Origin of the sequence: Streptomyces sp. NPDC052101 (assembly GCF_040680235.1) — a bacterium.
Taxonomy (GTDB): domain Bacteria; phylum Actinomycetota; class Actinomycetes; order Streptomycetales; family Streptomycetaceae; genus Streptomyces.
Map to the genome: position 1 here is coordinate 282,305 of NZ_JBFAWH010000001.1, position 26,389 is coordinate 308,693.

20 protein-coding genes and 1 pseudogene are annotated in these 26,389 nt (G+C 70.8%); 12 read left to right on the plus strand and 9 right to left on the minus strand.

Annotated elements, in window-relative coordinates; all coding sequences use genetic code 11:
* Together AB0L75_RS01260 and AB0L75_RS01265 are read right to left on the minus strand one after the other, a co-directional pair.
* Positions 1-1,305, minus strand: a complete 1,305-nt coding sequence (locus AB0L75_RS01260; RefSeq protein ID WP_365173695.1) for a M20/M25/M40 family metallo-hydrolase — start codon at positions 1,303-1,305, stop codon at positions 1-3.
* Positions 1,298-2,131, minus strand: coding sequence for a M55 family metallopeptidase (locus AB0L75_RS01265; protein WP_365173697.1), 834 nt, complete (start codon positions 2,129-2,131; stop codon positions 1,298-1,300). Before AB0L75_RS01265 ends, AB0L75_RS01260 begins: the two co-directional genes overlap by 8 nt.
* A 247-nt stretch (positions 2,132-2,378) precedes the next feature.
* Here AB0L75_RS01265 and AB0L75_RS01270 point away from each other — a divergent pair, with 247 nt between their 5' ends.
* Positions 2,379-3,236: a LysR family transcriptional regulator gene (locus tag AB0L75_RS01270; protein WP_365173700.1), complete on the plus strand. Its 858-nt coding sequence runs from the start codon at positions 2,379-2,381 to the stop codon at positions 3,234-3,236.
* 178 nt (positions 3,237-3,414) lie between these two features.
* Positions 3,415-3,819: a tautomerase family protein gene (locus AB0L75_RS01275; protein ID WP_365173702.1), complete on the plus strand. Its 405-nt coding sequence runs from the start codon at positions 3,415-3,417 to the stop codon at positions 3,817-3,819.
* Between the two features lie 66 nt (positions 3,820-3,885).
* On the opposite strand, the gene AB0L75_RS01280 is transcribed toward AB0L75_RS01275, so the two are convergent.
* The 6 genes and pseudogenes from AB0L75_RS01280 to AB0L75_RS01305 all read right to left on the minus strand — a co-directional run bounded on the left by AB0L75_RS01280 (position 3,886) and on the right by AB0L75_RS01305 (position 12,476).
* Positions 3,886-5,169 carry a cytochrome P450 gene (locus AB0L75_RS01280; protein WP_365173704.1) on the minus strand — a complete coding sequence of 428 codons (1,284 nt, stop codon included), beginning with the start codon at positions 5,167-5,169 and terminating at the stop codon, positions 3,886-3,888.
* Between the two features lie 51 nt (positions 5,170-5,220).
* Positions 5,221-5,844 (minus strand): annotated as a pseudogene (locus tag AB0L75_RS01285) (FAD-dependent oxidoreductase); the annotation flags it as partial.
* Between the two features lie 76 nt (positions 5,845-5,920).
* Positions 5,921-6,640: a methyltransferase domain-containing protein gene (locus AB0L75_RS01290; protein ID WP_365173707.1), complete on the minus strand. Its 720-nt coding sequence runs from the start codon at positions 6,638-6,640 to the stop codon at positions 5,921-5,923.
* Between the two features lie 141 nt (positions 6,641-6,781).
* Complete coding sequence (locus tag AB0L75_RS01295) at positions 6,782-9,229, minus strand: SpoIIE family protein phosphatase (protein ID WP_365173709.1); 2,448 nt, start codon at positions 9,227-9,229, stop codon at positions 6,782-6,784.
* A gap of 188 nt (positions 9,230-9,417) precedes the next feature.
* On the minus strand, positions 9,418-11,880 hold the full coding sequence (locus tag AB0L75_RS01300; RefSeq protein ID WP_365173711.1) for an MFS transporter: 2,463 nt from the start codon (positions 11,878-11,880) through the stop codon (positions 9,418-9,420).
* A gap of 152 nt (positions 11,881-12,032) precedes the next feature.
* Complete coding sequence (locus AB0L75_RS01305) at positions 12,033-12,476, minus strand: SRPBCC family protein (RefSeq protein WP_365173714.1); 444 nt, start codon at positions 12,474-12,476, stop codon at positions 12,033-12,035.
* A 168-nt stretch (positions 12,477-12,644) separates the two neighbouring features.
* Between AB0L75_RS01305 and AB0L75_RS01310 the strand changes: the two genes are divergently transcribed.
* The 3 genes from AB0L75_RS01310 to AB0L75_RS01320 all read left to right on the plus strand — a co-directional run bounded on the left by AB0L75_RS01310 (position 12,645) and on the right by AB0L75_RS01320 (position 15,843).
* Positions 12,645-13,688 carry an Rv2578c family radical SAM protein gene (locus AB0L75_RS01310; protein WP_365173716.1) on the plus strand — a complete coding sequence of 348 codons (1,044 nt, stop codon included), beginning with the start codon at positions 12,645-12,647 and terminating at the stop codon, positions 13,686-13,688.
* Positions 13,689-13,797: 109 nt separating this feature from the next.
* Complete coding sequence (locus tag AB0L75_RS01315; RefSeq protein ID WP_365173718.1) at positions 13,798-15,360, plus strand: alpha/beta hydrolase; 1,563 nt, start codon at positions 13,798-13,800, stop codon at positions 15,358-15,360.
* Positions 15,361-15,444: 84 nt separating this feature from the next.
* Positions 15,445-15,843: a RidA family protein gene (locus AB0L75_RS01320; protein ID WP_365174829.1), complete on the plus strand. Its 399-nt coding sequence runs from the start codon at positions 15,445-15,447 to the stop codon at positions 15,841-15,843.
* A gap of 64 nt (positions 15,844-15,907) precedes the next feature.
* Here AB0L75_RS01320 and AB0L75_RS01325 read toward each other — a convergent pair whose 3' ends face one another.
* Positions 15,908-16,492, minus strand: a complete 585-nt coding sequence (locus tag AB0L75_RS01325; protein WP_365173720.1) for an adenylosuccinate lyase — start codon at positions 16,490-16,492, stop codon at positions 15,908-15,910.
* A gap of 427 nt (positions 16,493-16,919) precedes the next feature.
* Between AB0L75_RS01325 and AB0L75_RS01330 the strand changes: the two genes are divergently transcribed.
* The 7 genes from AB0L75_RS01330 (at position 16,920) to AB0L75_RS01360 (ending at position 26,225) form a co-directional block, all read left to right on the plus strand.
* Entirely contained in the window at positions 16,920-18,734 is a 1,815-nt protein-coding gene (locus AB0L75_RS01330) for a 3-hydroxyacyl-CoA dehydrogenase family protein (protein ID WP_365173723.1), read from the plus strand.
* Between the two features lie 142 nt (positions 18,735-18,876).
* The gene (locus AB0L75_RS01335; RefSeq protein WP_365173725.1) at positions 18,877-19,716 is read left to right on the plus strand and encodes a TetR family transcriptional regulator; all 840 of its coding nucleotides are present in this window, start codon (positions 18,877-18,879) and stop codon (positions 19,714-19,716) included.
* A 452-nt stretch (positions 19,717-20,168) separates the two neighbouring features.
* Positions 20,169-21,506 (plus strand): crotonyl-CoA carboxylase/reductase, encoded by a 1,338-nt coding sequence (gene ccrA / locus AB0L75_RS01340; RefSeq protein ID WP_365174831.1) that lies wholly within the window; start codon positions 20,169-20,171, stop codon positions 21,504-21,506.
* A gap of 9 nt (positions 21,507-21,515) precedes the next feature.
* Entirely contained in the window at positions 21,516-23,543 is a 2,028-nt protein-coding gene (locus tag AB0L75_RS01345) for a protein meaA (RefSeq protein WP_365173727.1), read from the plus strand.
* Entirely contained in the window at positions 23,540-24,502 is a 963-nt protein-coding gene (locus tag AB0L75_RS01350) for a CoA ester lyase (protein WP_362122529.1), read from the plus strand. Before AB0L75_RS01345 ends, AB0L75_RS01350 begins: the two co-directional genes overlap by 4 nt.
* Before the next feature lie 5 nt (positions 24,503-24,507).
* On the plus strand, positions 24,508-25,020 hold the full coding sequence (locus AB0L75_RS01355) for a MaoC family dehydratase (RefSeq protein WP_365173729.1): 513 nt from the start codon (positions 24,508-24,510) through the stop codon (positions 25,018-25,020).
* Positions 25,020-26,225, plus strand: a complete 1,206-nt coding sequence (locus AB0L75_RS01360; RefSeq protein ID WP_365173733.1) for an acyl-CoA dehydrogenase family protein — start codon at positions 25,020-25,022, stop codon at positions 26,223-26,225. Before AB0L75_RS01355 ends, AB0L75_RS01360 begins: the two co-directional genes overlap by 1 nt.
* The last annotated feature ends 164 nt before the right edge of the window (positions 26,226-26,389 follow it).

Here is a 26,389-nt window from a genome sequence, read left to right on the forward strand (position 1 = left end):
CTAGGCCGTCCGCAGGAAGCGGTCGAGCACCCGGACGCCGAAGTGCAGCGCCTCGACGGGCACGCGCTCGTCCACGCCGTGGAACAGCGCCTGGTAGTCGAGGCCTTCCGGCAGCTTCAGCGGAGCGAAACCATAGCCGGTGATACCGAGCCGGGAGAACTGCTTGGCGTCCGTGCCGCCCGACATGCAGTACGGCACCACGTGCCCCTCGGGCGCGAACTCCTCGACGGCCGCCCGCATCTTCGCGAAGGCCGGGGCGTCCACCGGCGCCTGCAGGGCCACCTCCCGGTGTGCGAACTCCCAGCTCACCTCCGGGCCCGTCAGCCGGTCAAGGGTGCTGGTGAACTCCTCCTCGGTACCGGGCAGATACCGCCCGTCGACGAAGGCGACCGCCTCGCCGGGGATGACGTTCACCTTGTAACCGGCGTTCAGCATGGTCGGGTTGGCGCTGTTGCGGACGGTCGCCTCCACCAGCTTGGCGGCCGGGCCGAGCTTCTCCAGCAGCCGGTCCACGTTCTTGAAGTCGGGCTCGATGCCGTACACGGCGGCGAGTTCGGCGAGCGCGGCCCGGACGGTCGGCGTCAGCCGCAGCGGCCACTCGTGCGCGCCGATACGGGTGACGGCGGCGGCGAGCCGGGTCACCGCGTTCTCCTTGTTCGCCGTGGAGCCGTGCCCTGCCCGGCCGCGCGCGGTGAGCTTCAGCCAGCCGGTGCCCCGCTCCCCCGCCGCGATGGGGTAGAGCTGCCGGCCAGCGCCGTCGTGGAAGGTGAAGCCGCCGCACTCGCTGACGCCCTCGGTGCAGCCCTCGAACAGCTCCGGGTGGCTGTCGGCGAGGAATCCGGAGCCGTCCTCGGCGCTGGCCTCCTCGTCGGCGGTGAACGCGATGACGAGGTCCCGGCGGGGCCGTACGCCCTGCCGGGCCCAGCCGCGGACGACCGCGAGGATCATCGCGTCCATGTTCTTCATGTCGACGGCGCCCCGCCCCCACACCACCCCGTCGCGGATCTCGCCGGAGAAGGGGTGCACGCTCCAGTCGGCGGCCTCGGCGGGCACCACGTCGAGATGGCCGTGGACCAGCAGCGCGTCCGCGGACGGGTCGGTGCCCTCGATCCGGGCGACGACGTTGGTACGGCCCGGGGTGCGCTCCAGCAGCAGAGGCGCGAGGCCCGCACCGGCCAGCCGTTCGGCCGCGTACTCGGCCGCGGGCCGCTCCCGGCAGTCCCCGCCGCCCCGGTTGGTGGTGTCGATCCGGATCAGTTCGGAGGTGAACTCCACGACCTCGTCCAGGGCCAGCTGGTCAGCCATACTGCTCCTCCACGGCGGCTGAGACGATCGTGGTGACCGCCTTGAACGTCCTGATCCCTTCGTACATGGTGGCGCTGGTGTACGCCACTTTCCGCTCCCCGATCCGGGCGACCCCGGGCACGACGGTGGCGGCCATCGCCAGGTGTTCCGCGTCGAACTCGACCGCGACGGTGAACGGCCCGGCCTCGAAGGGCGCGTGACGCACCGCCAGCCGGGCGGCCTCCTTGGCCGCGGCGCGGATGTCGGCGGCGGTGCGGGCCGGGGTCCGGCACACCGCCGCGTACCGCGACACATGGTCCTTGACGGCGACCTTCAGTGCCTCCGGCGCGTAGCCGAGCGCGTCCTCGCAGGCCACGTCGTCGCCGGTGACGAGGACGACCGGGACGCCGTACTCGGCGACGACATGTGCGTTGAGCAGGCCCTCGCTGGCGCGGGCGTCGTTCAGCCACACGCCGGTGATCTGCCCCGCGAGGTAGGTGTGGGCGAGGACGCCCTCCATGCCGGCGCCGGCGTGGTAACCGACGAAGGCGATGCCGTCGACGTCGCCGTGCTGCACGCCCTCCACCATGGACAGCGTCTTGTGCCGCCCGGTGAGCATCTCGACCCGCTCGTCGAGCTGCTCCAGGAGCAGGTTGCGCATGGTCCAGTGGGCCTCGTTGACGAGCACCTGGTCGGCGCCGCCGTCGAAGAAGCCCTGCACGGCGGCGTTCACGTCCGAGGTGAACATCCCCCGGCACCGCTCCCACTGCGGCGTCCCCGGCAGCACATCCGCCGGCCAGGTGACGCCCGTGGCCCCCTCCATGTCGGCACTGATGAGGATCTTCATACGGGTCCGTCCCCTCGCTGGTCAGAGGCCTGTCGTCCGGCTGGTGACAGCAGTTTGCGACACCATGCCGCGGTGAACCATGCAGCGGTGGCGGGGATCTTCATGGTGTTTCACGTTACGCGCGGGCGAAGGATCTTCCTACGAGGCGGAGCGGAGGCCGAGCCCGCCAGGCAGCACGCGTGCGCCGGTGAAATGCCGGTTAAGCTGGCGCTGTGCGCGGCAGGCATGAATGCTGGAGAGCAACGCGATGAGCATGGACGTCGAACTCCGTCATCTGCGGGCCTTCGCGTCCGTGGCCCGCCATCGCTCGTTCTCCCGGGCCGCCGAGGAACTGCTGATCACCCAGCCGGCGCTGAGCCGTACGATCGCGCAACTGGAGGGCAATCTGAGTGTCCGCCTGCTCGACCGCTCGTCACGGCACGTCGAACTGACGGACACGGGCGCGGAGTTCCTGGTGCACGTCGAGCAGGTCCTCGCGACCCTGGACCAGGCCCTCGCCGTCGCGCGCCACCGCGTCACCCTGCGGCTCGGCTTCAGCTGGCTGCTGCCGGATCCCTGGACGCAGCGGACGGTCAGCCGCTTCGAGGAGAGCACGGGAGCGACGGTCGCCCTGACCCGGACCGACGATCCCCTTCAGGCGTTGCGCCGGCGCACCCTCGACATCGCGGTGGTCCGGGGTGACTTCGACGCACCCAGAGGGGCGCGGACCTTGCATCTGTTCGACGAGCCGCGCATCGCCGTATGCTCCGAGCACTGCGATCTGACCCGCCTCGGCCGGCTGGACTGGACGGACGTCCAGGACTGGCCACTGGTGGTCAACACGGTCAGCGGCACCACCGGCCCTTGGTCGTGGCCGGCGGACCAGCGTCCGAAGCGGATCATCGAGACGGCGAACTACGACGAGTGGCTGGAGACCGTCGCCGCGGGCCGGGGCATCGGCATCGTCCCGGAGGTCGCGCGACGGCGTACCCAGCACCCGGCGGTCCGCTTCATCCCGCTCACCGGCGCGCCGGCCAGCCCCGTCAGCCTGGTCCACTTCCCCGACGCGCAGCGGACCCTGATCCGCCGATTCCTGGATGCCGCCGTCCGGACAGCGGCGGAGTAACGCTCACCTCGACCGCGTGACGCGGCATCCATGCCTGCCACGCATGGACACTCCACCACAGGCATTTCACGCGGCACCCGGTCGTGGTTAGCGTCGATGGCCTGAGTGAGGTGTTCGCGAAGACGGCCCCGCCGGCGCCCACCGGCACACAGCAACACGCAGGCAAGGAACGAAAGACATGCCCCTCGTACGCATCGACCTCATCCGCGGACGCCGGCCCGAGGACATCAGGGCGATCGCCGACGCGACGCACCGGGCACTCGTGGAGGTGCTGGCGATCCCCGAGCGGGACCGGTTCCAGATCATCACCGAGCACGACGCCGACCACGTCATCGCCCTCGACGCCGGCCTGGGCTTCGAACGGACCGATGGACTGGTGATGATCCAGATCTTCACCCAGTCGGGGCGCACCACCGAGGTCAAGCAACTCGTCTACCGGACCATCGCCAAGCAGCTGGAACCCCTCGGCATCGCCGGCGAGGACATCTTCATCAGCATCATGGAGAACGGCCCTCAGGACTGGTCCTTCGGCCACGGGCGCGCCCAGTACACGGAGGGTCTCCTGCCCGTCCCCGGCCGCTGACCCCGACGGCCGCAGAGCGGCCAGGACTTCGGTCCCGGCCGCACAAGAGTGCTCAGAGTGCCCCGGTCACCAGGTGACCTGGAGTTCGTGGGCGCCGTAGATCACGGCGTCGTACTTGAACGGGACCTGGTCCAGTGCGGACGCCGGCCGGAGAGTGGGGATGCGGCGCAGCAGGGTCGGGTAGATCACCTGAAGTTCCATCCGGGCCGGCGGCTGGCCGACGCAGTGGTGGGTGCCTGCGCCGAACGCCTGGTGCCGGCGGGCGTCGCGCGTGATGTCCAGTCGGTCAGGGTCCGGGAAGACGGAGGGATCCCGGTTGGCGAGTTCGCCGAGCATGATGACGCCCTCGCCCCTGCGGATGGTCTGCCCGGCGATCTCGATGTCCGCCAGCGCCGTGCGGCGGCGCCCGAGGTGGGCGATGGCGAGGAAGCGCAGGAGTTCCTCGACGGCGTCGGCTACGACCTTGGGGTCCTCGCTCTCTCGCACGCGGGCGGCCTGCTCCGGGTGCTGAAGCAGCAGCAGGGTGCCCAGGGTGATCATGTTGGCGGTGGTCTCGTGGCCGCCGAGCAGCAGCAGGACGCCCATGACGGCGGCCTCCCGGCGGGTCAGCTCACCGGCCTCGACCTGCGCGGCGAGGCGGGAGAGCAGGTCCTCGCCGGGGTTGTCGAGCTTCTCGCCGACCAGCCGGTCCAGGTACTCGGCCAGACCGGTGTGCGCGGCGTGCCGTTCGGCGGGGGTGGCGGTGAGCGAGACCAGGGTCTTGCTGTTGGCCTGGAAGAACTCGTGGTGCTCGTAGGGAACCCCGAGCGGTTCGGATATCACCAGCGACGGGATCGGCAACGAGAACGCCTGGACCAGGTCGACCGGCTTGGGCTCGTCCAGCAGCCGGTCGATGAAGCCGTCCACCATCTTCTGCACGGCGGGGCGCATGGCCTCGACCCGCTTGATGGTGAAGACGCCGCTGACCATCCGGCGCAGCCGGGCGTGCTCCGGGTCGTCCATTCCGACGAAGCTCAGGTCGGTGGTGCCGTGGCTGTCACCGCCTTCCGCGCCTTCGCCGTGGGCCCCTGCCTCGCCCTCGCCGCTGCCGTGGTGGGCGACCGGGCTGGGGAAGTCGGGCGCGGCGAAGTCCACGCTCAACCGGTGGTCGGAGAGCAGCGCCTTCTGCTCGGCGTGGCTGGTCACCACCCATGGAGCCTTGCCGTCCCAGGTCCGGACCCGGAACACCGGGCCGAGCGCGGCCAGAGCACGCATCTTCGGGGAGAGGTCGAACGGACAGCGGGCAGAACGGGGTTCGGGGAAGTCGGGGATGCCGGCCGACGTCCGGCCGGTTTCGAGTGTGGCGGTCATGTCTCCTCCTGTGGGGGGCCTTCTGTGCGTGTGGGGGGCTTCCTCTGGGGGTCAGCGTCGGAACGCGAGTGAGTGGTCGGCCGCATCGACGAGGGCCTGGCGGTGCAGGCGGGTCTGCTTGGGCATGTTCCAGCCGAGGACGCCGGTGGGCCTGCCGCCCTTGCGGTAGACGGCGACGAACCGCCGGTCGCGCTCGGCGCCCTCCGCGATCTCGACATCCGCGCCGGCGGAGAGCGTCCCGTACGCCTGGATCCTGACGTCGAACTGGTCGGTCCAGAAGTACGGAACGGGGGTGTAGGGGCGGTCCTCGCCGAGGATGTTGCCGGCGACGGCGACGGCCTGCTCGGTGGCGTTGGTCCGGTTCTCCAGCCGGAGCATGGTGCCGAGCCCCTCGTGGTGCCAGCGGGCCACGTCGCCGACCGCGTAGATCCCCTCCGTCGACGTCCGGCAACGGGAGTCGCACACCACGCCGTCGTCCAGCACCAGGCCGCTGTTTTCCAGCCAGTCGGTCACCGGCACCGATCCGATCGCGACCACCACCAGGTCCGCGGGCACCACCTCACCCGTGTCCAACCGGACTTCTCTCACGCTGCCTTGACGTGCCGTCAGCCCTTCGACCGCCGCACCAAGGAGCAGCCGGACGCCGTGCTCGGAGTGCACCCGGCCGAGCAGCTCACCAAATGCAAGTCAAGCGTTTGACTTATGAAGAAAAGGAGAGCGCCGACGTGGCCGGTACCTGGATCTGCGCCGACTATGCGCCGGCTAGGACGAACCAGCGGGCCGGCAGGTCGATGCGGGTGCCGTCGGCCAGGTTCTCGGTCTGCGGCAGGGTCGTCTCGCCCTCGGCGAGGACCTTCAGACCTGCCGCGCCGAGCACGCGCGGAATCTCCGCGTCGTCGGCGTCGGCGGGCTTGAGCCCATGGTGGAAGACGCGCTGGAGCTTGGGCCCGGGGCCGCCCGGCTGGGTCGCGGCGCGCCGGAGTACGTCCCGGGAGCCGGAGGTGAGTTCGACGACGAACGCACGGCCCTCGGTGCCGATCAGTTCGGCCACGGCGGCGGCGACCGCGGGCCGCGCCGCGGGTTCGCTCTGGTGGATGACGGCCCGCATATAGACGTGGACGTCGCCGAGCCGCTCGTGCAGGGCGCGCACGGCACCCGCGTCGGTGAGGTCGAGCTGCTGGAACTCCACGGCGGCATCCTGGGTGGTGCGGCGGGCGTGCTCGACGGCGGCGTGCGAGAGGTCGACGCCGACGGCGCGCGCGAAGCGGGTGGCGAGGTAACGGGTCTGGGTGCCGTTGCCGCAGCCGAGGTCGACGATGGTGCGCGCCGGGTCCGCGTGGGGCAGCAGCAGGGCGCTGTGCGGTTCGGCGGAGAGAGCCGGATCGCAGTCCCAGATCGCCTCGCCCGTGTCGTCGGACGTCTCGCTCCAGTAACTCTCCCAGGCACTGCGGTACTTGTCCGAGACGTTCATGGCCTCTCCCCACGGTTCGGTTCCGTGATCGGGATATCGCGGGGGCCCGGAGCGGGGCAAGGGGCGCGCCGCCACGTTCACCGGATGTACGGACCCCGGCCAGCCCGGGGGAGCGCGGCGGAAGGGCGCACGCCCCCCTGGTCACGCCCTTCCGGTGACGGTCTGTTCGAACCAGACGGTCTTGCGGTGCCCGGTGGCGCTGGCGCCCCATTCCCGGGCCAGCCTGCTGACCACGCGCAGGCCGCGGCCCGACTCGGCGTAGGGGCCGGAGCCGAGCATGGCGGGCAGGCCGGGTTCGTCGTCGGTGACCTCGAACAGCAGGGCGTCGGTGCGGACCACGCGCAGCCCGACCGACTCGCTCCCGGCATGCCGTACGGCGTTGGTGACGACCTCGCTGACGAGCAGCTCGGCGGTCTCCACGGACTGCGGCAGCCCCCACTGCAGGAGCCGCTCGCGCACCAGGCGGCGGGCCCGGGACACTTCGTGCGGAGCCGCGTCCAGCCGCCATTCGGCGACGTGGTCGTCCGGGATGCCGTTGAGGCGGGCCATGAGCAGGGCGACGTCGTCCTTGCGGCCGCCATGGGTGTTCAGGGCGCGGATGATGGTGTCGCAGGCGTCGTCCATGGAGGCGGCGGGGTGCGCGGCGGACTCGCAGAGGGCGGCGAGACCCTCGCCGATGTCGCAGCCGCGCACCTCGACCAGGCCGTCGGTGCACAGCACCAGCCGGTCGCCGGGCGCGACCTTGACCCAGGTGGCCTCGAACGGGACGCCGCCGACCCCGATCGGGGCGCCGGTGGGCAGGTCCAGCAGCTCGCTGCTGCCGTCCTCGGCGCGGACCAGGACGGGCGGGATGTGTCCGGCGTTGGCGAGGTGCAGCTCGCCGCGGATCGGGTCGTAGACGGCGTACAGGCACGTGGCGAGGTAGCTGTCGCCGAGCCGGCGGGCCAGGTCGTCGAGGTTGCGCAGCAGCTGGGCAGGCGGGGTCTCCATGGCGGCCATGGTCTGTACGGCCGTGCGCAACTGGCCCATCATCGCGGCGGAGTTGAGGCCGTGGCCCATGACGTCGCCGACCACGAGGGCGGTGCGCGAGCCGGGCAGTTTGACGGTGTCGAACCAGTCGCCGCCGATCCGGCCGAGCCGGGTGCCCGGCAGATAGCGGGTGGCGACGTCGCAGCCGGCCATCCGCGGGGTGACCTGCGGGAGCATGCTGTCCTGCAGGGTGTCGGCGACGTTCTCCTGGTAGGTGTACATGCGGGCGTTGTCGAGCACGAGGCCCGCGCGGGCGGCGAGTTCGGCGCCGGTGGTGCGGTCCATGTCGTCGAAGGCCTGCCGGTCGGGGCGGCGCATCAGCACCATGAAGCCGAGGACCACGTTGCGGGCCTTGAGGGGCACGATCAGCAGGGAGCGGCCGCCGATGAGCGGCCTGAGGTCGCGCTTCTCGAACTCGCCGGAGATACGCTCGCTCAGCTCCTCGGTGACCCGTGGGACGAGGACCGGTTCGCCGGTGCTCATGCACTTGTAGAAGGGGGTGTGCTCGGGGAAGGCGAAGGCCTCGCCGACGGGCACGGTGTCGTCCCAGCGGCCCGGTTCGTCGTTGTGCTCGACCCACACCCGGAACATCACGGTGCTGGCGTCCGGCGGTCCGTCCGGGAAGCCCTCGCCGGCGAGGACGGCCGCGCGCAGATGGGTGCCGGCGAAGTCCGCGAACCGGGGTACGGCGGCGCTGGTGACCTCGCGGATGGTCTCGCCGAGGTCGAGGGAGGAGCCGATGGCGGAGCTGACCTCGTTGAGGAACTCCAGCCGCTCCCGCACCGCGGCGTACTCCAGGTCCTGCTCGGCGCCTTCCGGGATCACGGCGGCCACCGGCCGCACCTGCGGTACGACGGCCTCGGCGCGCGGGCGGCCGGGGCGGCGCGGCACGCCCCAGTACGGGGTGACGGGCACCCGGTCGAACTGGCTGAACTCCAGGACCGGATAGCCCAGTTCGAGGACCTGGGAGACGATACGGCCGCTCGGTCCGGGGCCCATGTTGGGCAGGATCTCGGGCAGCCGCCGGGCGAGTTCGTCGGAGGCGGGCAGTTCGGTGTGGCGGGCGAAGCCGGGCGAGATGCGTTCGGCGGTCTCGTCGTCGTAGCCGCGTTCGTCGCGCAGCCGGGTGGCGTCGGCGGCGAGCACCAGCAGCCGGGACGGTCCGGGACCGACCAGCGGGTAGGCCCACCACAGCACGTCGAGCCGCTCGGTGCCGGGATCGTGGCCGTGCGGGACCAGCCGGGCGCGGCCGGCGGTGGCGTAGGCGGTGCGGCCGCCGAGCGAGGCCTCCAGGTCGGGACCGAGTCCGTCGTACTCCTCGCAGGCGTCCGGCATCGGATCGCCGTGCGTTTCCTCGGGCAGGGCGCCGGAGACCGGCAGCAGATCGGCCGCGGCATGCCCGACGGCCTCCTCCCTGTCCGCCCCGAACAGGCGCCGTGCTCCGCTGCTCCAGTGGGACACCAGGCCGTCGCGGTCGACGACGACCACGGCCAGCGCAATCCGGCCCGCCGCGCTGCCGTCGCGCCCGGGAGGCGTCTCCCGCTCGCTGCCACGGTCCATGGCCCCGGCCCTCTCTCCCCACGGCTGTACGCAAACGATCTGTGCCGCCCGCCAACTACGGTACGGCGATGGCCGGTCGCGATGTGTGGCAATCCTGGAATTGGTTTCACCGGATCGCACCGGCGCGCAGCTCAGCGCCCTGCGGGCGCCCCCGCGCGGTCCTCGCTCGGTCCTCGCTCGGTCCTCGCTCAGTCCTCGTGGCCCAGTTGCAGGTCGCGTTCGGTACGGCCGCCGCCCGCGACCCGCAGCACGGTGGCGACCGGCGGGTAGCCGGCGGCGATGACGGTGTACTCGCCGGAGGCGAGGTCGACGAACCGGAACGTGCCGTCCGCTGCGGTGGTGAGGGTGTCGACGACGTTGCCCGCGGCGTCGAGGAGCGTCACGCGCGCGTCCTCCACGGGCCGTCCGCCGCTCGCCCGGACGGTGCCCCTCAGCAGGGCGCCGCCCGCGAGTTCGACGTCCTGCCGGGTCTCCCGCGAGGCCTGCACGGTGACCGGGAGGGCGGCGGGCCGGAAGGCGGGGGCGCTGGCGGCGAGGGTGTACTCGCCGGCGACGAGTTCGCTGATGACGTAGCCGCCCTCGCGGCCGCTGCGGGTGGTGGCGACGACCTCGCCGTGCACATTGGTGAGGGTGACGGTGGCGTCGCGCACGGGGCTGCCGTCGGCGGTCAGGACGCTGCCGGCGAGGCGTCCGGCGCCGCCGAGGACGACGTCCAGCTCGACGGGCCGCTCGCCGACGGTGACGGAGACGGCCTGCGGCTGGTGGCCGCCGGCTGCGGCGATCAGCACATACGCCCCGGAGCCGGGGGTGCTGAGCGCGTACCGTCCGTCCTCGCCGCTCGCGCCCCGCCCGATCTGCACTCCGGCCACGTCGATGAGGGTGAGCGCGGCGCGGGGCACCACGGTGCCGTCGGGGTGCTGCACCGTACCGCAGACGGGGATTCCGGCGGTGTGGGGCGAGCGGAGCGAGACGGGGGTCCCCCCGGCCGAAGGCTGGGTGCGGGCCTGCGGGATCGGGGCGTTCACGGCCTCGTGCTCGGGCTCGGTTGCGGCGGTGTGGTGGGACACCAGGGGTTTCTCCTTGAGGAAGAAGGCGAGGAGCAGGCCGAGGACGAGCACCGGGACGAGGTAGAGGAAGATCCGGGGCATGGCGTCGGCGTAGGCGCGGATGTAGGCGTCGCGCAGGGCCGGGGGCAGCGCGTGGACCGCGTGCGGCGTGATGGACTCGGGGTCGGGCAGCCGGGCCCCGGCGTGCGGCGGCAGTTCCCTGCGCAGGGCGCCGGTGAGCCGGTTCGCGAAGAGGGTGCCGAAGACCGCGGCGCCGACGCTGCCGCCGATCTGCCGGAAGTAGTTGTTGGCGCTGGTGGCGGTGCCGAGGTCGGCGGGCCGTACGGAGTTCTGCACGGCGAGGACGAGGACGGGCATCACCATGCCGATGCCTGCGCCGAGGACGGCCATCCAGATGCTGTAGTGCAGCCGGGGCGTGTCGGCTTCGAGGCGGGAGAGCAGCCACATGCCGACGGCGGAGACGGCACCGCCGAGCACGGGGAAGATCTTGTAGCGGCCGGTGTGGCTGATGAGCTGGCCGCCGATGACGGAGGCGCCGACGATCCCGGCCATCATGGGCAGCATCAGCAGCCCGGACTCGGTGGCGCTGGCCCCGTCGACCATCTGCAGGAAGGTCGGCAGATAGCTGGCGGCGCCGAACAGCGCGACGCCGATCACCAGCCCCACCAGCCCGCTGATGTCGAAGACGGAGTCGCGGAACAGCCGCAGCGGGATGAGGGGTTCGGCGGCGTGGCGCTCGGCGACGAGGAAGAGGACGACGGCGGCGAACGCGCCGGCGCCGAGGCCGATGATCTGCCGGGAGCCCCAGGCGTACTCGGTGCCGCCCCAACTGGTCAGCAGCACCAGGCAGGTGGAGGCGGCGGCGAGCAGCAGCGCGCCGAGGACGTCGAAGCGCCCACGGCGGGCGGGCCTGGGCAGCTTCAGCACGACCGTGACGACGGCGAGGGTGACCAGGCCGAAGGGCACGTTGACGTAGAAGCACCAGCGCCAGGAGAGGTGGTCGGTGAAGTAGCCGCCGAGCAGTGGGCCCGCGACGGAGGCGAGTCCGAAGGCGGCGCCGATCAGGCCCATGTAGCGGCCGCGTCGGCGGGGCGGCACGATGTCGGCGATGATCGCCTGCACACCGATCATGAGGCCGCCCGCGCCGACGCCCTGGATCGCGCGGAAGGCGATCAGCTGGTCCATCGACTGGGACCGGCCGGCGAGCGCGGAGCCGACGACGAAGACGGCGATGGCGAACTGGAAGACGCCCTTGCGGCCGACGAGGTCGCCGAGCTTGCCGTAGAGCGGCAGGCCGATGGTGGAGGTGAGCAGATAGGCGGTGAGCGCCCAGGACATCCGGTCCAGGCCGTGCAGTTCGCCGACGATCTTCGGGAGCGCGGTCGCGACGATCATCTGGTCGAGTGCCGCGAGCAGCAGGGCGAGCGTCAGCCCGAAGAACACGAGCCGCACGCGGCGTGCGCCGAGTCCGGCGGCCGGTGCGGGCGGGGGCGGTGGCGCGGCGGTCTCCTCGCGCGGGGCGGTCCCCTCCCCCGCCGCCGGAGCCGCGACCGGCTCGCGCGTCACCGGAGTCGTCCCGCCCACGTACCGCTCCCCTCGTCACACCTGTCACATTTCCCGCACAAGGCGACAACTGCTGACAACTGCCGCGAGTTACGGCGGGGTTCAGGCGGACGGGGAGATCCACTCGAACCGGTGAAGGGGCACAACACCCCTTCACCGGCGGGCGCTTGGGCCTACTTCTCGACCTGGGCGGCGAGGTTGGCGAGCACGGCGTCGTAGATCCGGCCGAGACCCTTGGGCGCGAAGGTCTTCTCGAAGAAGCCGCCGATGCCGCCTGCGCCCTTCCAGGTGGTGGTGACGACGACCCGGGAGCTGCCCTCGCCGGCGGGGGTGACGCGCCAGGTGGTGACCATGGAGGAGTTGCGGTCCTTCTCGACCAGCTCGCCGTCGGTGGGCTCGCTGACCTCCAGCAGGCAGTCGCGCACGCGCTTGCTGGTGGCCTGGAGCTTCCAGTGCACGAGGGTGCCCTCGCCGTCACCGCCCTCGCGGACCTCGTACTCGCTGAAGTGCTCGGGCAGCAGCTTCTGCCGCGTGCCGCGGTAGTCGGCGAGCGCGTCGAACACCTTCTCCGCGTCCGCCGCGACGACCCGCTCCGTAGTGGCCTCGACCTGCGCCATTGCGTTCCTCCAGGACCTGATTGCTCGGGGTTTCTCAGAGTCTGGGCAAGCCAACCACCCCGGTGCCCGGCCACCCAAATCGGGGCGCCTGTGGGCCCGCACGACCGGGCCGCACGATCATGGGAACAGATGTTCTATTCTGTGCCGCAGTGCTACCGAGGAGGCGTCATGCGCTGGGAGAACCTCACGGGCGAGAGCGAACACGGCCGGGCCGCCGAGGCCGCGCTGTTCGGCGCGGACGCCGTGACCACGCGCACGTTCGACACACCCGAGTTCCGCGGGATCACCTTCCACGAGGTCCGGGCGCGCTCGGTGCTCAACCGGGTGCCGGGCGCCTCGCGCATGCCGTTCGAGTGGACGGTCAACCCCTATCGGGGCTGCACGCACGCGTGCGTCTACTGCTTCGCCCGCAGGACGCACAGCTATCTGGACCTCGACACCGGCATCGGCTTCGACACCCAGATCGTGGTCAAGGTGAACGCGCCCGAGGCGCTGCGCCGCCAGCTGGCCTCCCGGCGCTGGCAGGGCGATCACGTGGCCATGGGCACGAACGTCGACTGCTACCAGCGCGCGGAGGGCCGCTACCGGCTGATGCCGGGCATCATCTCCGCCCTCACCGAGCACTCCAACCCGTTCTCGATCCTCACCAAGGGCACCCTGATCCTGCGCGACCTGGACCTGCTGGTCCGGGCGGCCGAGGTGACGGACGTGGGCATCTCGGTCTCCGTCGGCTTCCTCGACACCGAGCTGTGGCGCACGGTGGAGCCGGGCACGCCCACGCCCGAGCGCCGCCTGGACGTCGTGCGCGACCTCGGCGAGCACGGCATCGGCTGCGGGGTGCTGATGGCGCCGGTCATCCCGTTCCTGAGCGACCATCCGGACCGGCTGCGGGCCACGGTACGGGCGATCGCGGCGGCCGGGGCCACCTCCGTCACGCCCTTGGCGCTCCATCTGCGCCCCGGCGCACGGGAGTGGTTCATGGCCTGGCTCGCCCAGCACCATCCGCACCTGGTGCGGCGCTACGAGCGGCTGTACGCGGAGGGCGCCTACGCACCCAGGTGGTACCAGCGCCGGATCACCCGTCAGGTGCACGAACTGGCACAGGAGTACGGCATCGGACCCACGCGCGCGGGCCTGGCCCGCCGGATCCCCCCGGCGCGGCCGGCCGAGCCCCCGGCCGTGGCCGAGCCGACCCAACTCACCCTCATGTGAGATCCAATCGGGTCAACTATGCCTATAAGACGTTCTTCAGGGCGCCGATATCGGGACGATGCGGCGAAAGATGAGACCTTCGCGGTCCGCCGACGTCCCGGGAGGACGCATGAGAACACGCGCAGCCGTGCTGTGCGCAACCGCCGCCGTGCTGGCGGGCTCGGTCACCGCCCTGCCCGCCCAGGCGGCCCCGGCCGCTCCCGCCGACCCGCTCGCCTGGAAGGCGTGCGGCAGCGCCATCTATCCGACGCTCCAGTGCGCGTCGCTGCAGGTGCCGCTGGACCACGCCCATCCGTCGGGCCGGCAGATCACGCTCGCCCTCTCCCGCGTCCCGCACACCGCGCAGGCCTTCCAGGGCCCCCTCCTGGTCAACCCCGGCGGGCCGGGCGGCAGTGGCCTGACGCTAGCCGGGTTCGTCGCCTCCGCCCTGCCGAAGACCGTCGCCGCGCAGTACGACGTCATCGGCTTCGACCCGCGCGGGGTCGGCAGGAGCAGCCCGGCCCTGGACTGCGCGCCCGGCCACTTCACGACGGTGCGCCCGGACACGCTGCCCGCCACGACCGTGCTGGAGCGGACCAACCTCGCCCGTGCGCGGGCCTTCGCGGCCGACTGCGGCCGCAAGTACGCCGACGTGCTGCCGTACATGGACACCGTGAGCGCCGTGCGTGACATGGACGCCATCCGCCGGGCGCTCGGCGCACCGCAGATCAACTATCTCGGCTACTCCTACGGCACCTACCTCGGCGGGGTCTACGCGAAGCTGTACCCGCAACGGATCCGCCGACTGGTGCTGGACTCGATCGTCGACCCGACCGGCGTCTGGTACCGGGACAACGTCGGCCAGGAGTACGCCTTCAACAACCGCCACCGCGCGCTGATGGCGTGGATCGCCCGGTACGACGCCACCTACCACCTCGGCAAGGACCCCGCGAAGATCGAGGCCGCGTGGTACTCGATGCGCGCGGCCCTGGCGAAGAAGCCGGCCGACGGCAAGGTGGGCGCCTCCGAGCTGGAGGACACCTTCATCCCCGGCGGCTACTACAACGGCTACTGGCCCTATCTCGCCGAGGCGTTCGCGGCGTACGTGCGCGACAGGAACCCCGCGCCGCTGGTGGCGGCGTACGAGAAGCTCGGCGCCGTGGACACCTCGGGCGACAACGGCTACAGCGTCTACTCGGCCGTGCAGTGCCGCGACACGTCCTGGCCGACCCGCTGGGAGCGGTGGCGTACGGACGCCTGGCAGGTGTACCGCAAGGCGCCCTTCATGGCCTGGAACAACGCCTGGTACAACGCGCCGTGCGCGTTCTGGCCGATCGCGAAGCGCAAGGCGGTGAACATCGCCAACACCGCGCTGCCGCCCTCGCTGCTGTTCCAGGCGACGGACGACGCGGCCACCCCGTACACCGGCGGCGTCACGGTCCACCGGCTGCTCGCCCGCTCCAGCCTGGTGGTCGAGGACGGCGGCGGCAACCACGGCACCACACTGGGCGACAACTCCTGCCTGGACACCTACCTGGCCGCGTATCTGACGGACGGTACGGTGCCGCACGGCTCGGGTACCGCCGACGCGGTCTGCGAGAAGTCACCGGACCCGAAGCCACTGGGCACGAAGTCCGCTTCGGCCCCCTCCCGCGGCATGGCCCTGCACGATCTGCTGGGCTTCCGCCGCTGAGCAACCACACGACCCGTCGGGGGCGTTGTCAGTGGGGTGGTCCACCATGGAGCCATGAGCGATCAGCATGGAGTCGACGCGGCCCTGAGTGAACCCTCCCGGATCCACGCCCCCGACGGGGTCGCCCCCGCCACGCAGTACAGCCATGTCGTCTCGGCGGCCGGCCGCCTGGTCGCCGTCTCCGGCCAGCTCGCCCTGGACGAGCACGGCGAGCTGGTCGGCGAGGGCGATCCGGCGGCGCAGGCGCGCCAGGTGTTCGAGAACCTCAGGCGCTGCCTGGCCGCCGCCGGCGCCGGCTTCGAGCACGTGGTCAAGCTGACCTGCTTCGTCACCGACACGGCCCACCTGCCGGCGATCCGCGCGGCCCGCGCCGCCCACATACCCGACGACCGCCTTCCGGCGTCCTCCGCGGTACAGGTGGCGGCGCTGGTGGCACCGCAGTTCCTGATGGAGATCGAGGCACTGGCGGTGGTGGGTGACTAGGGCGTCGCGACGGAGCGAGCGTTGCCTGCCGGGGCACTAGCCGGGCCGTGCGGCTGAGCGGCCGTCACCTGGCCTGTTCCTCCTCCGGGATGGCTGCCAGCGCGCACACCGCCGCCTTGGCCAGGGCCGGATGGGCGAGGGCCTCCTTCAGGACCCGGCGGCCGCGGGGGTCGGCGAGGGCGCCCAGGCCCTCGACGCACGCGAGGGCGACGCGGCGATAGGGATCGTGGGGGCGCAGCCGGCGTTCCAGCGTGGTGATGAGCGCGGGGACGGATTCGGGGGCGCGGAGTTCGACCAGGAGACGTACCGGGTGCAGGGCGTAGGCCACGCGCAGCTCGTTCGTCGCCAGTGCCGCCGCCGCCCGGGCCGTGCGCGGGTCGCCGAGCCGGGCGAGGGCGTGGGCGGCACAGGCGCAGCGCGGGGGGTCGCGGTGGTTGAGGAGAAGCACCAGGGCCTCGAAGGCACGCCGGTCGCCGGCGACGCCGAGCCGGAACGCGGCCAGTTCTATGGCCCACAGGGGCTGTCCGGGCGCGGTGAGCACCTCCGCGAGTTCGTCGTGGTCCTCGGTCGCCCGCAGCCGGTCGAACGCCGCCGAGCCGCGCGACTCCTGCTGTAAGCGCTCCGTGAGCGATCGCAACTCTTCGTCCACGAAGTCCAGCGTAGGGGCGTCACGGGCGCCTGGGGAGCTACATCACAAAGTCCGGTGCGACTCAGGGCTGGCGCGCTCGTTACTCGCCGGTTAAGCTCAGACGAGCGAGTTACCCACTCGCACTTCCACTGGCGACGGTTTGGTGACGCAGCCGTCGTCCGGGACACCTCCCAGCCCTTCGGGGCGACGGGAGATCAGGTCGGTTCGGTACGACGTGTACCGCAGTACGACCCGGCTCCGGGACAGGGCCGGTCGGAATCCCTGCCGTTTGCCGCTCGCGGGCGTGTGCATCGCCCGTGGCACCCGGCAGTACCGGGCGTGTGCGCTCGCAGCCCGGCAACACCCGCACTCCTCTTCCGCACCGCGGTGCGCCCCTCGGCGCACCCGGCGCGCTCCTCGTCGTCACCCTCATTCCTGGAGTCCCGCGATGGCCACTCCCCTGTCCCCCCAGTCCGGCACCCCGCTGCCCCCGTTCCCGACGATCGCCGTCGTCGGTCTCGGCACCATGGGCACCGGTATCACCGAGGTCCTCGTGAAGGCCGGTCGCGAGGTGATCGGCATCGACGTCAGCGAGGCCCAGGCCGCGCGCTCCCTCGCCGCCCTGGAGGCCTCCACCGCCCGCTGCGTGGAGCGCGGCCGGCTCACCGAGCAGGAGCGCGCCGACGCCCTGGCCCGGGTGCACACCGCCACCGACCTCACCGCGGCGGCCGACGCCGACCTCGTCATCGAGGTGGCCCCGGAGTCGTACGAGATCAAGCAGCAGATCCTCCGCGAGCTGGACGGCATCGTCCGCCCGGAGACGATCCTCGCGACCGGCACCAACGCCCTGTCCGTGACCCGCCTCGCCGCCGACTCGGCCCGCCCCGAGCGGGTGCTCGGGCTCCACTTCTTCAACCCGGCGCCGGCGATGAAGCTGGTCGAGGTGGTCTCCTCCGTGCTGACCGCGCCGCAGGCCGTCGCCGCGGTCACGGACCTCGCGGTCGAGCTGGGCAAGGAGCCGGTCGCGGTCGGCGACCGCCCCGGTTTCGTCGCCGACGGGCTCCTTTTCGGCTATCTCAACCAGGCCGCCGCGATGTACGAGGCCCGGTACGCCTCCCGTGAGGACATCGACGCGGCGATGCGGCTCGGCTGCGGTCTGCCGATGGGCCCGCTCGCGCTGCTGGACCTGATCGGCATCGACACCGCGCGTACGGTCCTGGAGGCCATGTACGCCGAGTCCCGTGACCGGCTGCACGCCCCGGCGCCGATCCTGAAGCAGCTCAGCGAGGCGGGCCTGACCGGCCGCAAGTCCGGGCGCGGCTTCTACTCCTACGCGGCGCCGGGCAGCGCCACGGTCGTGCCGGACGCGCTGACCCCGGCGACCGAGGGCACCGGGGCCGCGGGCCGCACCGTCCGCTCGGTGGGCGTCGCCGGCTCCGGCACCATGGCCTCGGGCATCGCCGAGGTCTTCGCCAAGGCGGGCTACGACGTCGTCCTGGCCGCCCGCAGCGAGGAGAAGGCGCAGGCCGCCAAGGCCCGTATCGGCAAGTCGCTTTCGCGCTCTGTCGACAAGGGCCGGCTGACCGCCGAGGCCGCCGCCGAGATCCTGGACCGGATCGCCCCGGCCGGGTCCTACGACTCCTTCGCCGAAGTCGACCTGGCCGTCGAGGCGATCGCCGAGGACCTGGAGATCAAGCGGCAGCTGTTCGCCACGCTGGACAAGGTCTGCAAGCCCGGCGCGGTCCTCGCCACCACCACCTCCTCGCTGCCCGTCGTCGCCTGCGCCCGCGCCACCTCGCGCCCGCAGGACGTGATCGGCATGCACTTCTTCAACCCGGCGCCGGCGATGAAGCTGGTCGAGGTGGTGCGGACGGTGCTCACGGCCGACGACGTCCACGCGACCGTCCGCGAGGTCTGCACGAAGATCAAGAAGCACGCCGTGGACTGCGGTGACCGGGCCGGCTTCATCGTGAACGCGCTGCTGTTCCCGTACCTGAACAACGCCATCAAGATGGTCGAGGAGCACTACGCGTCCCTGGACGACATCGACGCTGCGATGAAGCTCGGCGGCGGCTACCCGATGGGGCCGTTCGAGCTGCTGGACGTGGTCGGGCTGGATGTCTCGCTGGCCATCGAGAAGGTCCTGCACCGCGAGTTCCGCGACCCCGGCCTGGCCCCGGCACCGCTGCTGGAGCACCTGGTGGCCGCGGGCTGCCTCGGCCGCAAGACCGGCCGCGGCTTCCGCGAGTATGCCCGCCGCTGACGGCGTCGGCGACTGGTCCCCCACGGAGGCGGAGTGGGGCGGGCTGCTGGATCCCGGCGCCCTCGCCCCGCCCGGCCGGCCGGGCTCTCCCCCGCCCCCACCGGGCGGGGGAAACGGCACACCTGCGCATCGAGCTGCGCACATGCAGTACGTTCGGGTCATGTCCCAGCCCGCCAGGTCCTCACGTACACCAGCTACGCCCGACGCGCCGGAAAGTGCCGCAGGCAGTCGCGCCGCCGCCCAGCGGCTCAAGATGCGCCGAGAACTGGCGGCAGCAGCCATGGAGCTGTTCGCGACCAAGGGGTACGAGGCGACCACCGTCGACGAGATCGCGGCCGCCGCCGGAGTCGCCCGCCGCACCTTCTTCCGCCACTTCCGCTCCAAGGAAGAGGCGATCTTCCCCGACCACGACGACACGCTGATCCGCGCCGAGGCGGTCCTCAACGCCGCCCCCGCGCACGAGCACCCGCTCGACACCGTGTGCCGCGGCATCAAGGAAGTCATGAGGATGTACGCGGCCGCGCCGGAGATCTCGGTCGCCCGCTACAAGCTGACCCGCGAGGTGCCTACCCTGCGGGAGGCCGAGATCGCCTCGGTGGCCCGTTATGAGCGCCTCTTCACCCGCTACCTCCTGGGCCACTTCGACGAGCACGCGCACGCCGACGACGCCAACGACGACCCGCTGTTGGCCGAGGTGGCGGCCTCCGCCGTCGTCACCGCCCACAACCACGTCCTCAGACGCTGGCTGCGGGCGGGCGGCCAGGGCGACGTCGAGGCGCAGCTGGACCACGCCTTCGCGATCGTGCGCAAGACCTTCGGCACCGGGATCGGGGCGGGACGCGGTCCGGCGCCGAAGCCGGCCGCCGGCACCGCCCCGGCGACGGTGTCCGCGCACGGCGAGGTGCTCGTCACGGTCGCCCGCACCGACGCTCCGCTGGACGAGGTCATGCGGACCATCGAGGAGGCGCTGAAGGAGCGCTGAGCCCGCTCCCGGGCTACTCCCGGGCTGCTCCGGCACTGTGATGACGGCCACCCTTCGGGGTGGCCGTTTTGCCATGTCAGGGGCCGTTTTCCAGCAGATTTCAGAAGGCGTTCGATCGATCATCGCTCATTTGTTACGTAAAGATTTCACCTGAGCCGAACTCGTGGCACTCAGTGCCTTGCGGCCTGACACGCGGTGTCATACGTTGAAGGAGTCCGGGCGGCCGGCGAGCAGAGACCGATCGCTCGCCGGCTGTCCCCAAAGGCCCATGGCCCGCGCGCCCGGACGCCTGCGTCACAGGCAACCTCCCGCGCCACAAAGCGCTGCCGAAGCACCACCGAGCCGAACCGACGGCACAGCACACCACCCTCAGCAGCACTCACCGCAGCACCGACGAACCCCCAGCGCCCCCTCCCTCAGGGGCGTTCACCGCCGGAGGCAACACCGTGACCGTGAAGGACATCCTGGACGCGATCCAGTCGCCGGAATCGACGCCGGCCGACTTCGCCGCCCTGCCGCTCCCCGAGTCGTACCGTGCGATCACCGTGCACAAGGACGAGACGGAGATGTTCGCGGGCCTCGCGACCCGCGACAAGGACCCGCGCAAGTCGATCCACCTCGACGAGGTGCCCGTGCCCGAACTCGGCCCGGGCGAGGCCCTGGTGGCCGTCATGGCCTCCTCGGTCAACTACAACTCGGTGTGGACCTCGATCTTCGAGCCGCTGCCGACGTTCGGCTTCCTGGAGCGCTACGGCAAGGTCAGCGAGCTGACCCGCCGGCACGACCTGCCGTACCACATCATCGGCTCCGACCTCGCGGGCGTCGTCCTGCGCACCGGTCCGGGCGTCAACGCCTGGAAGCCCGGTGACGAGGTCGTCGCCCACTGCCTCTCCGTCGAGCTGGAGTCCTCCGACGGCCACAACGACACCATGCTCGACCCCGAGCAGCGGATCTGGGGCTTCGAGACCAACTTCGGCGGCCTCGCCGAGATCGCGCTCGTCAAGTCCAACCAGCTGATGCCGAAGCCCGCGCACCTCAGCTGGGAGGAGGCCGCGGCCCCGGGCCTGGTGAACTCCACCGCCTACCGCCAGCTGGTCTCCCGCAACGGCGCCCAGATGAAGCAGGGCGACAACGTCCTGATCTGGGGCGCGAGCGGCGGGCTCGGCAGCTACGCCACCCAGTTCGCGCTCGCCGGCGGCGCCACCCCGATCTGTGTGGTCTCCTCGCCGCAGAAGGCCGAGATCGCGCGGAGGATGGGCGCCGAGCTGATCATCGACCGCAACGCCGAGGGCTACAAGTTCTGGAAGGACGAGCACACCCAGGACCCCAAGGAGTGGAAGCGCTTCGGCAAGCGCATCCGCGAACTCACCGGCGGCGAGGACGTCGACATCGTCTTCGAGCACCCCGGCCGCGAGACCTTCGGCGCCTCCGTCTACGTCACCCGCAAGGGCGGCACGATCGTCACCTGCGCCTCGACGTCCGGGTACAACCACGAGTACGACAACCGCTACCTGTGGATGTCCCTGAAGCGCATCATCGGCTCGCACTTCGCCAACTACCGCGAGGCCTGGGAGGCCAACCGCCTCATCGCCAAGGGCAAGATCCACCCGACCCTGTCGAAGGTGTACTCGCTGGAGGAGACCGGCCAGGCGGCGTACGACGTCCACCGCAACCTGCACCAGGGCAAGGTCGGTGTGCTGTGCCTCGCGCCCGAGGAAGGCCTCGGTGTGCGCGACGAGGAGATGCGCGCCACGCACATCGACGCCATCAACCGTTTCCGCAACGTCTGAGAGCCATAGATGACAGAGCGTCAGAAGGACCGTCCGTGGCTCATGCGGACGTACGCGGGCCACTCGACGGCCGAGGCGTCCAACGAGCTGTACCGGCGCAACCTCGCCAAGGGCCAGACCGGTCTGTCGGTGGCGTTCGACCTGCCGACGCAGACCGGCTACGACTCCGACCACATCCTCGCCCGCGGCGAGGTCGGCCGGGTCGGCGTGCCCGTCGCGCACCTCGGTGACATGCGCCGGCTGTTCCAGGACATCCCCCTGGAGCAGATGAACACCTCGATGACGATCAACGCCACCGCCATGTGGCTGCTGGCGCTCTACCAGGTCGTCGCCGAGGAGCAGGGCGCGGACATCACCAAGCTCCAGGGCACGACCCAGAACGACATCGTCAAGGAGTACCTGTCCCGGGGCACCCATGTGTTCCCGCCGGGACCGTCGCTCCGCCTGACGACGGACATGATCGCGTACACGGTCTCCCACATCCCGAAGTGGAACCCGATCAACATCTGCAGCTACCACCTGCAGGAGGCCGGGGCCACGCCGGTGCAGGAGATCGCGTACGCGATGTCCACCGCGATCGCCGTCCTCGACGCCGTCCGCGACTCCGGCCAGGTGCCGCGGGAGCGCATGGGCGATGTCGTCGCGCGCATCTCCTTCTTCGTGAACGCGGGCGTCCGCTTCATCGAGGAGATGTGCAAGATGCGGGCGTTCGGCCGTATCTGGGACAAGGTCACCCGGGAGCGGTACGGCATCGAGGACCCCAAGCAGCGCCGGTTCCGCTACGGCGTCCAGGTCAACTCGCTCGGCCTGACCGAGGCGCAGCCGGAGAACAACGTCCAGCGGATCGTGCTGGAGATGCTGGCCGTGACGCTGTCGAAGGACGCACGCGCGCGTGCCGTGCAGCTGCCGGCCTGGAACGAGGCCCTCGGTCTGCCCCGGCCCTGGGACCAGCAGTGGTCACTGCGCATCCAGCAGGTGCTGGCGTACGAGAGCGACCTGCTGGAGTACGAGGACATCTTCGAGGGCTCGAAGGTGATCGAGGCGAAGGTCGACCAGCTCGTCGCCGACGCCCTCGCGGAGATCGACCGGATCCAGGAGATGGGCGGCGCGATGGCCGCCGTGGAGTCCGGCTACCTGAAGTCCCAGCTGGTCGCCTCGCACGCCGAGCGCCGGGCCCGGATCGAGTCCGGCGCGGAGAAGATCATCGGTGTCAACGCCTTCGAGGGCACCGAGCCGAACCCGCTGACGGCCGACCTGGACACCGCGATCATGACGGTCGACCCGGCGGTCGAGGCCCGGGTCATCGACTCGTTGCAGAACTGGCGCGACACGCGGTACCAGCCGCCGTTCAACCACCCGCGCCCCTGCAAGGCGCTGGAGCGGCTGAAGGAGGCTGCCAAGGGCACCGCGAACCTGATGGAGGCCACGCTGGAGTGCGCCCGCGCCGGGGTCACGACCGGCGAGTGGGCCGGGGCCCTGCGCGAGGTGTTCGGCGAGTTCCGGGCGCCCACCGGGGTCTCGTCCGCGCCGGTGGCGGTCGCCGCCGAGCCGGGCTCCGCGCTCGCCGAGGTGCGCGCCAAGGTGGACGCCACCGCCCGCGACCTCGGCGTCGGCAAGCTGCGCTTCCTGGTCGGCAAACCGGGCCTGGACGGGCACTCCAACGGCGCCGAGCAGATCGCCGTACGCGCCCGTGACGCCGGCTTCGAGGTGGTCTACCAGGGCATCCGACTCACCCCCGAGCAGATCGTGGACGCGGCCCTCGCGGAGGACGTGCACGCGGTGGGCCTGTCGATCCTGTCCGGCTCGCACGCCCAGCTGGTGCCGGACGTGCTCCAGCGGCTGCGTGTGGCAGGTGCCACAGATATACCGGTGATCGCCGGTGGCATCATCCCGAATGGTGATGCCGAGCAGCTCAGGGCCGCCGGCGTGGCCGCCGTCTTCACCCCGAAGGACTTCGACATCACCGGAATCATCGGCGCCATCGTCGACGAGATCCGGAAAGCGAACAAGCTCGACCCCCTGGAGGTCCCCGCATGACGACCGTCAACCGCCTTCGCCCGCGGCGCTCCTGCCTGGCCGTGCCGGGCTCGAACCCGCGCTTCCTGGAGAAGGCGCAGGGCCTCCCGGCGGACCAGGTCTTCCTGGACCTGGAGGACGCCTGCGCGCCGCTCGCCAAGCCCGAGGCGCGGCACACCATCGTCAAGTTCCTCAACGAGGGCGACTGGACCGGCAAGACGCGCGTCGTGCGCGTCAACGACTGGACGACCGAGTGGACGTACCGGGACGTCGTCACGGTCGTCGAGGGCGCCGGCCAGAACCTCGACTGCATCATGCTGCCGAAGGTGCAGACGGCCGAGCAGGTCGTCGCGCTCGACCTCCTGCTGACCCAGATCGAGAAGACGATGGGCTTCGAGGTCGGCAAGATCGGCATCGAGGCGCAGATCGAGAACGCGCAGGGCCTGAACAACGTCAACGCGATCGCGCAGGCCTCCCCGCGCGTCGAGACCATCATCTTCGGCCCGGCCGACTTCATGGCCTCCATCAACATGAAGTCCCTGGTCGTGGGCGAGCAGCCGCCCGGCTACCCGGCGGACGCCTACCACTACATCCTGATGAAGATCCTGATGGCCGCCCGCGCCAACAACCTCCAGGCGATCGACGGCCCCTACCTGCAGATCCGCAACATCGACGGCTACCGCGCGGTCGCCCAGCGCGCCGCGGCGCTCGGCTTCGACGGCAAGTGGGTGCTGCACCCGGGCCAGGTCGAGGCGTCCAACGAGATCTTCTCGCCCTCCCAGGAGGACTACGACCACGCCGAGCTGATCCTGGACGCGTACGACTACTACACGTCCGAGGCGGGCGGCAAGAAGGGCTCCGCGATGCTCGGCGACGAGATGATCGACGAGGCCAGCCGCAAGATGGCCCTGGTCATCTCCGGCAAGGGCCGGGCCGCCGGCATGCAGCGCACGTCGAAGTTCGAGATCCCGGAGGCCTGAGCACGATGCAGTTCGGACGCACTTATGAGGAGTTCGAGGTCGGCGCGGTGTACAAGCACTGGCCGGGCAAGACGGTCACGGAGTACGACGACCACCTGTTCTGTCTCCTCACCATGAACCACCACCCGCTCCACATGGACACGAACTATGCGGAGAAGACGACGGACTTCGGCAAGAACGTCGTCGTCGGGAACTACATCTACTCCCTGCTGCTCGGCATGAGCGTGCCGGACATCTCCGGCAAGGCGATCGCCAACCTGGAGATCGAGTCGCTCAAGCACGTGGCGCCGACCTTCCACGGCGACACGATCTACGGCGAGACGACCGTGCTCGACAAATGGCCGTCGAAGTCGAAGAACGACCGCGGCATCGTCTACGTCGAGACCAAGGGCTACAAGCAGGACGGCACCCTGGTGTGCGTCTTCCGCCGCAAGGTCATGGTGCCCACCGAGACGTACATCAAGGAGCGCGGCGGCGAGCAGCCCGGCCGCCCGGAGCTGAAGCAGCAGGAGAAGTGATGGCGCGCCTCGCCCAGACCGCCGGTCTGACCGACGTCCAGCAGGAGATCCTCTCCACCGTCCGGGACTTTGTCGACAAGGAGATCATTCCGGTCGCGACCGAGCTGGAGCACCGCGACGAGTACCCGCAGCAGATCGTGGACGGCCTGAAGGAACTCGGCCTGTTCGGTCTGATGATCCCCGAGGAGTACGGCGGCCTGGGCGAGTCGCTGCTCACCTACGCGCTGTGCGTGGAGGAGATCGCCCGCGGCTGGATGTCGGTGTCCGGCATCATCAACACCCACTTCATCGTCGCGTACATGCTCAAGCAACACGGCACGCAGGAGCAGAAGGACCACTTCCTGCCACGCATGGCGGCCGGCGACATCCGGGGCGCCTTCTCGATGTCGGAGCCGGCCCTGGGCTCCGATGTGTCAGCGATCACCTCGAAGGCGGTCAGGGACGGCGACGAGTACGTCCTGAACGGCCAGAAGATGTGGCTGACGAACGGCGGTACGTCGTCCCTGGTGGCCGTGCTCGTCCGCAGCGACGAGGGCCACCCCGAGGGCACGGCCCCGCACAAGTCGATGACGACCTTCCTGATCGAGAAGGAGCCCGGCTTCGGAGAGGTCCGCCCCGGCCTCACCATCCCCGGCAAGATCGAGAAGATGGGCTACAAGGGCGTCGACACCACCGAGCTGATCATGGACGGCCTGCGCCTTCCGGCCGATCGGGTGCTCGGCGGCGTCACCGGCCGAGGTTTTTACCAAATGATGGACGGTGTCGAGGTCGGCCGGGTCAACGTGGCGGCGCGCGGCTGCGGCGTCGCCCAGCGCGCCTTCGAGCTGGGCGTACAGTACGCCCAGCAGCGGCACACCTTCGGCAAGCCGATCGCCCAGCACCAGGCCATCCAGTTCAAGCTGGCGGAAATGGCGACCAAGGTCGAGGCCGCCCATGCGATGATGGTCAACGCGGCACGCAAAAAGGACTCCGGAGAGCGAAACGACCTTGAGGCAGGGATGGCGAAGTACCTCGCCTCCGAATACTGCAAGGAGGTCGTGGAGGACGCCTTCCGGATCCACGGCGGCTACGGCTTCTCCAAGGAGTACGAGATCGAGCGCCTCTACCGGGAGGCCCCGATGCTGCTCATCGGTGAAGGTACCGCCGAGATCCAGAAAATGATCATCGGGCGCAGGCTGCTCGAAGAGTATCGATTCCAGGGCTGAATGTCCGGATACGGGGTGTTTTCTTCGAGAAGAAGATCACACCCCGTAGATGGTGTTCGGCCGCCGACTCGACTGCCTGGCTTGCCCAGTTGCAGCCCGCGACCGGTACGATCCCCGGAAAAGCCGCCGTCCCCCGTCCTGCGCGGCATCATCCGCTACGAAGG

What these genes read in the sequence shown, in the direction of transcription:
- AB0L75_RS01260 (WP_365173695.1), bottom strand. Translation starts at nt 1,305, where the DNA reads ATGGCTGACCAGCTGGCCCTGGACGAGGTCGTGGAGTTCACCTCCGAA.
- AB0L75_RS01265 (WP_365173697.1), bottom strand. Translation starts at nt 2,131, where the DNA reads ATGAAGATCCTCATCAGTGCCGACATGGAGGGGGCCACGGGCGTCACC.
- AB0L75_RS01270 (WP_365173700.1), top strand. Translation starts at nt 2,379, where the DNA reads ATGAGCATGGACGTCGAACTCCGTCATCTGCGGGCCTTCGCGTCCGTG.
- AB0L75_RS01275 (WP_365173702.1), top strand. Translation starts at nt 3,415, where the DNA reads ATGCCCCTCGTACGCATCGACCTCATCCGCGGACGCCGGCCCGAGGAC.
- AB0L75_RS01280 (WP_365173704.1), bottom strand. Translation starts at nt 5,169, where the DNA reads ATGACCGCCACACTCGAAACCGGCCGGACGTCGGCCGGCATCCCCGAC.
- AB0L75_RS01290 (WP_365173707.1), bottom strand. Translation starts at nt 6,640, where the DNA reads ATGAACGTCTCGGACAAGTACCGCAGTGCCTGGGAGAGTTACTGGAGC.
- AB0L75_RS01295 (WP_365173709.1), bottom strand. Translation starts at nt 9,229, where the DNA reads ATGGACCGTGGCAGCGAGCGGGAGACGCCTCCCGGGCGCGACGGCAGC.
- AB0L75_RS01305 (WP_365173714.1), bottom strand. Translation starts at nt 12,476, where the DNA reads ATGGCGCAGGTCGAGGCCACTACGGAGCGGGTCGTCGCGGCGGACGCG.
- AB0L75_RS01310 (WP_365173716.1), top strand. Translation starts at nt 12,645, where the DNA reads ATGCGCTGGGAGAACCTCACGGGCGAGAGCGAACACGGCCGGGCCGCC.
- AB0L75_RS01315 (WP_365173718.1), top strand. Translation starts at nt 13,798, where the DNA reads ATGAGAACACGCGCAGCCGTGCTGTGCGCAACCGCCGCCGTGCTGGCG.
- AB0L75_RS01330 (WP_365173723.1), top strand. Translation starts at nt 16,920, where the DNA reads ATGGCCACTCCCCTGTCCCCCCAGTCCGGCACCCCGCTGCCCCCGTTC.
- AB0L75_RS01335 (WP_365173725.1), top strand. Translation starts at nt 18,877, where the DNA reads ATGCAGTACGTTCGGGTCATGTCCCAGCCCGCCAGGTCCTCACGTACA.
- AB0L75_RS01345 (WP_365173727.1), top strand. Translation starts at nt 21,516, where the DNA reads ATGACAGAGCGTCAGAAGGACCGTCCGTGGCTCATGCGGACGTACGCG.
- AB0L75_RS01350 (WP_362122529.1), top strand. Translation starts at nt 23,540, where the DNA reads ATGACGACCGTCAACCGCCTTCGCCCGCGGCGCTCCTGCCTGGCCGTG.
- AB0L75_RS01355 (WP_365173729.1), top strand. Translation starts at nt 24,508, where the DNA reads ATGCAGTTCGGACGCACTTATGAGGAGTTCGAGGTCGGCGCGGTGTAC.
- AB0L75_RS01360 (WP_365173733.1), top strand. Translation starts at nt 25,020, where the DNA reads ATGGCGCGCCTCGCCCAGACCGCCGGTCTGACCGACGTCCAGCAGGAG.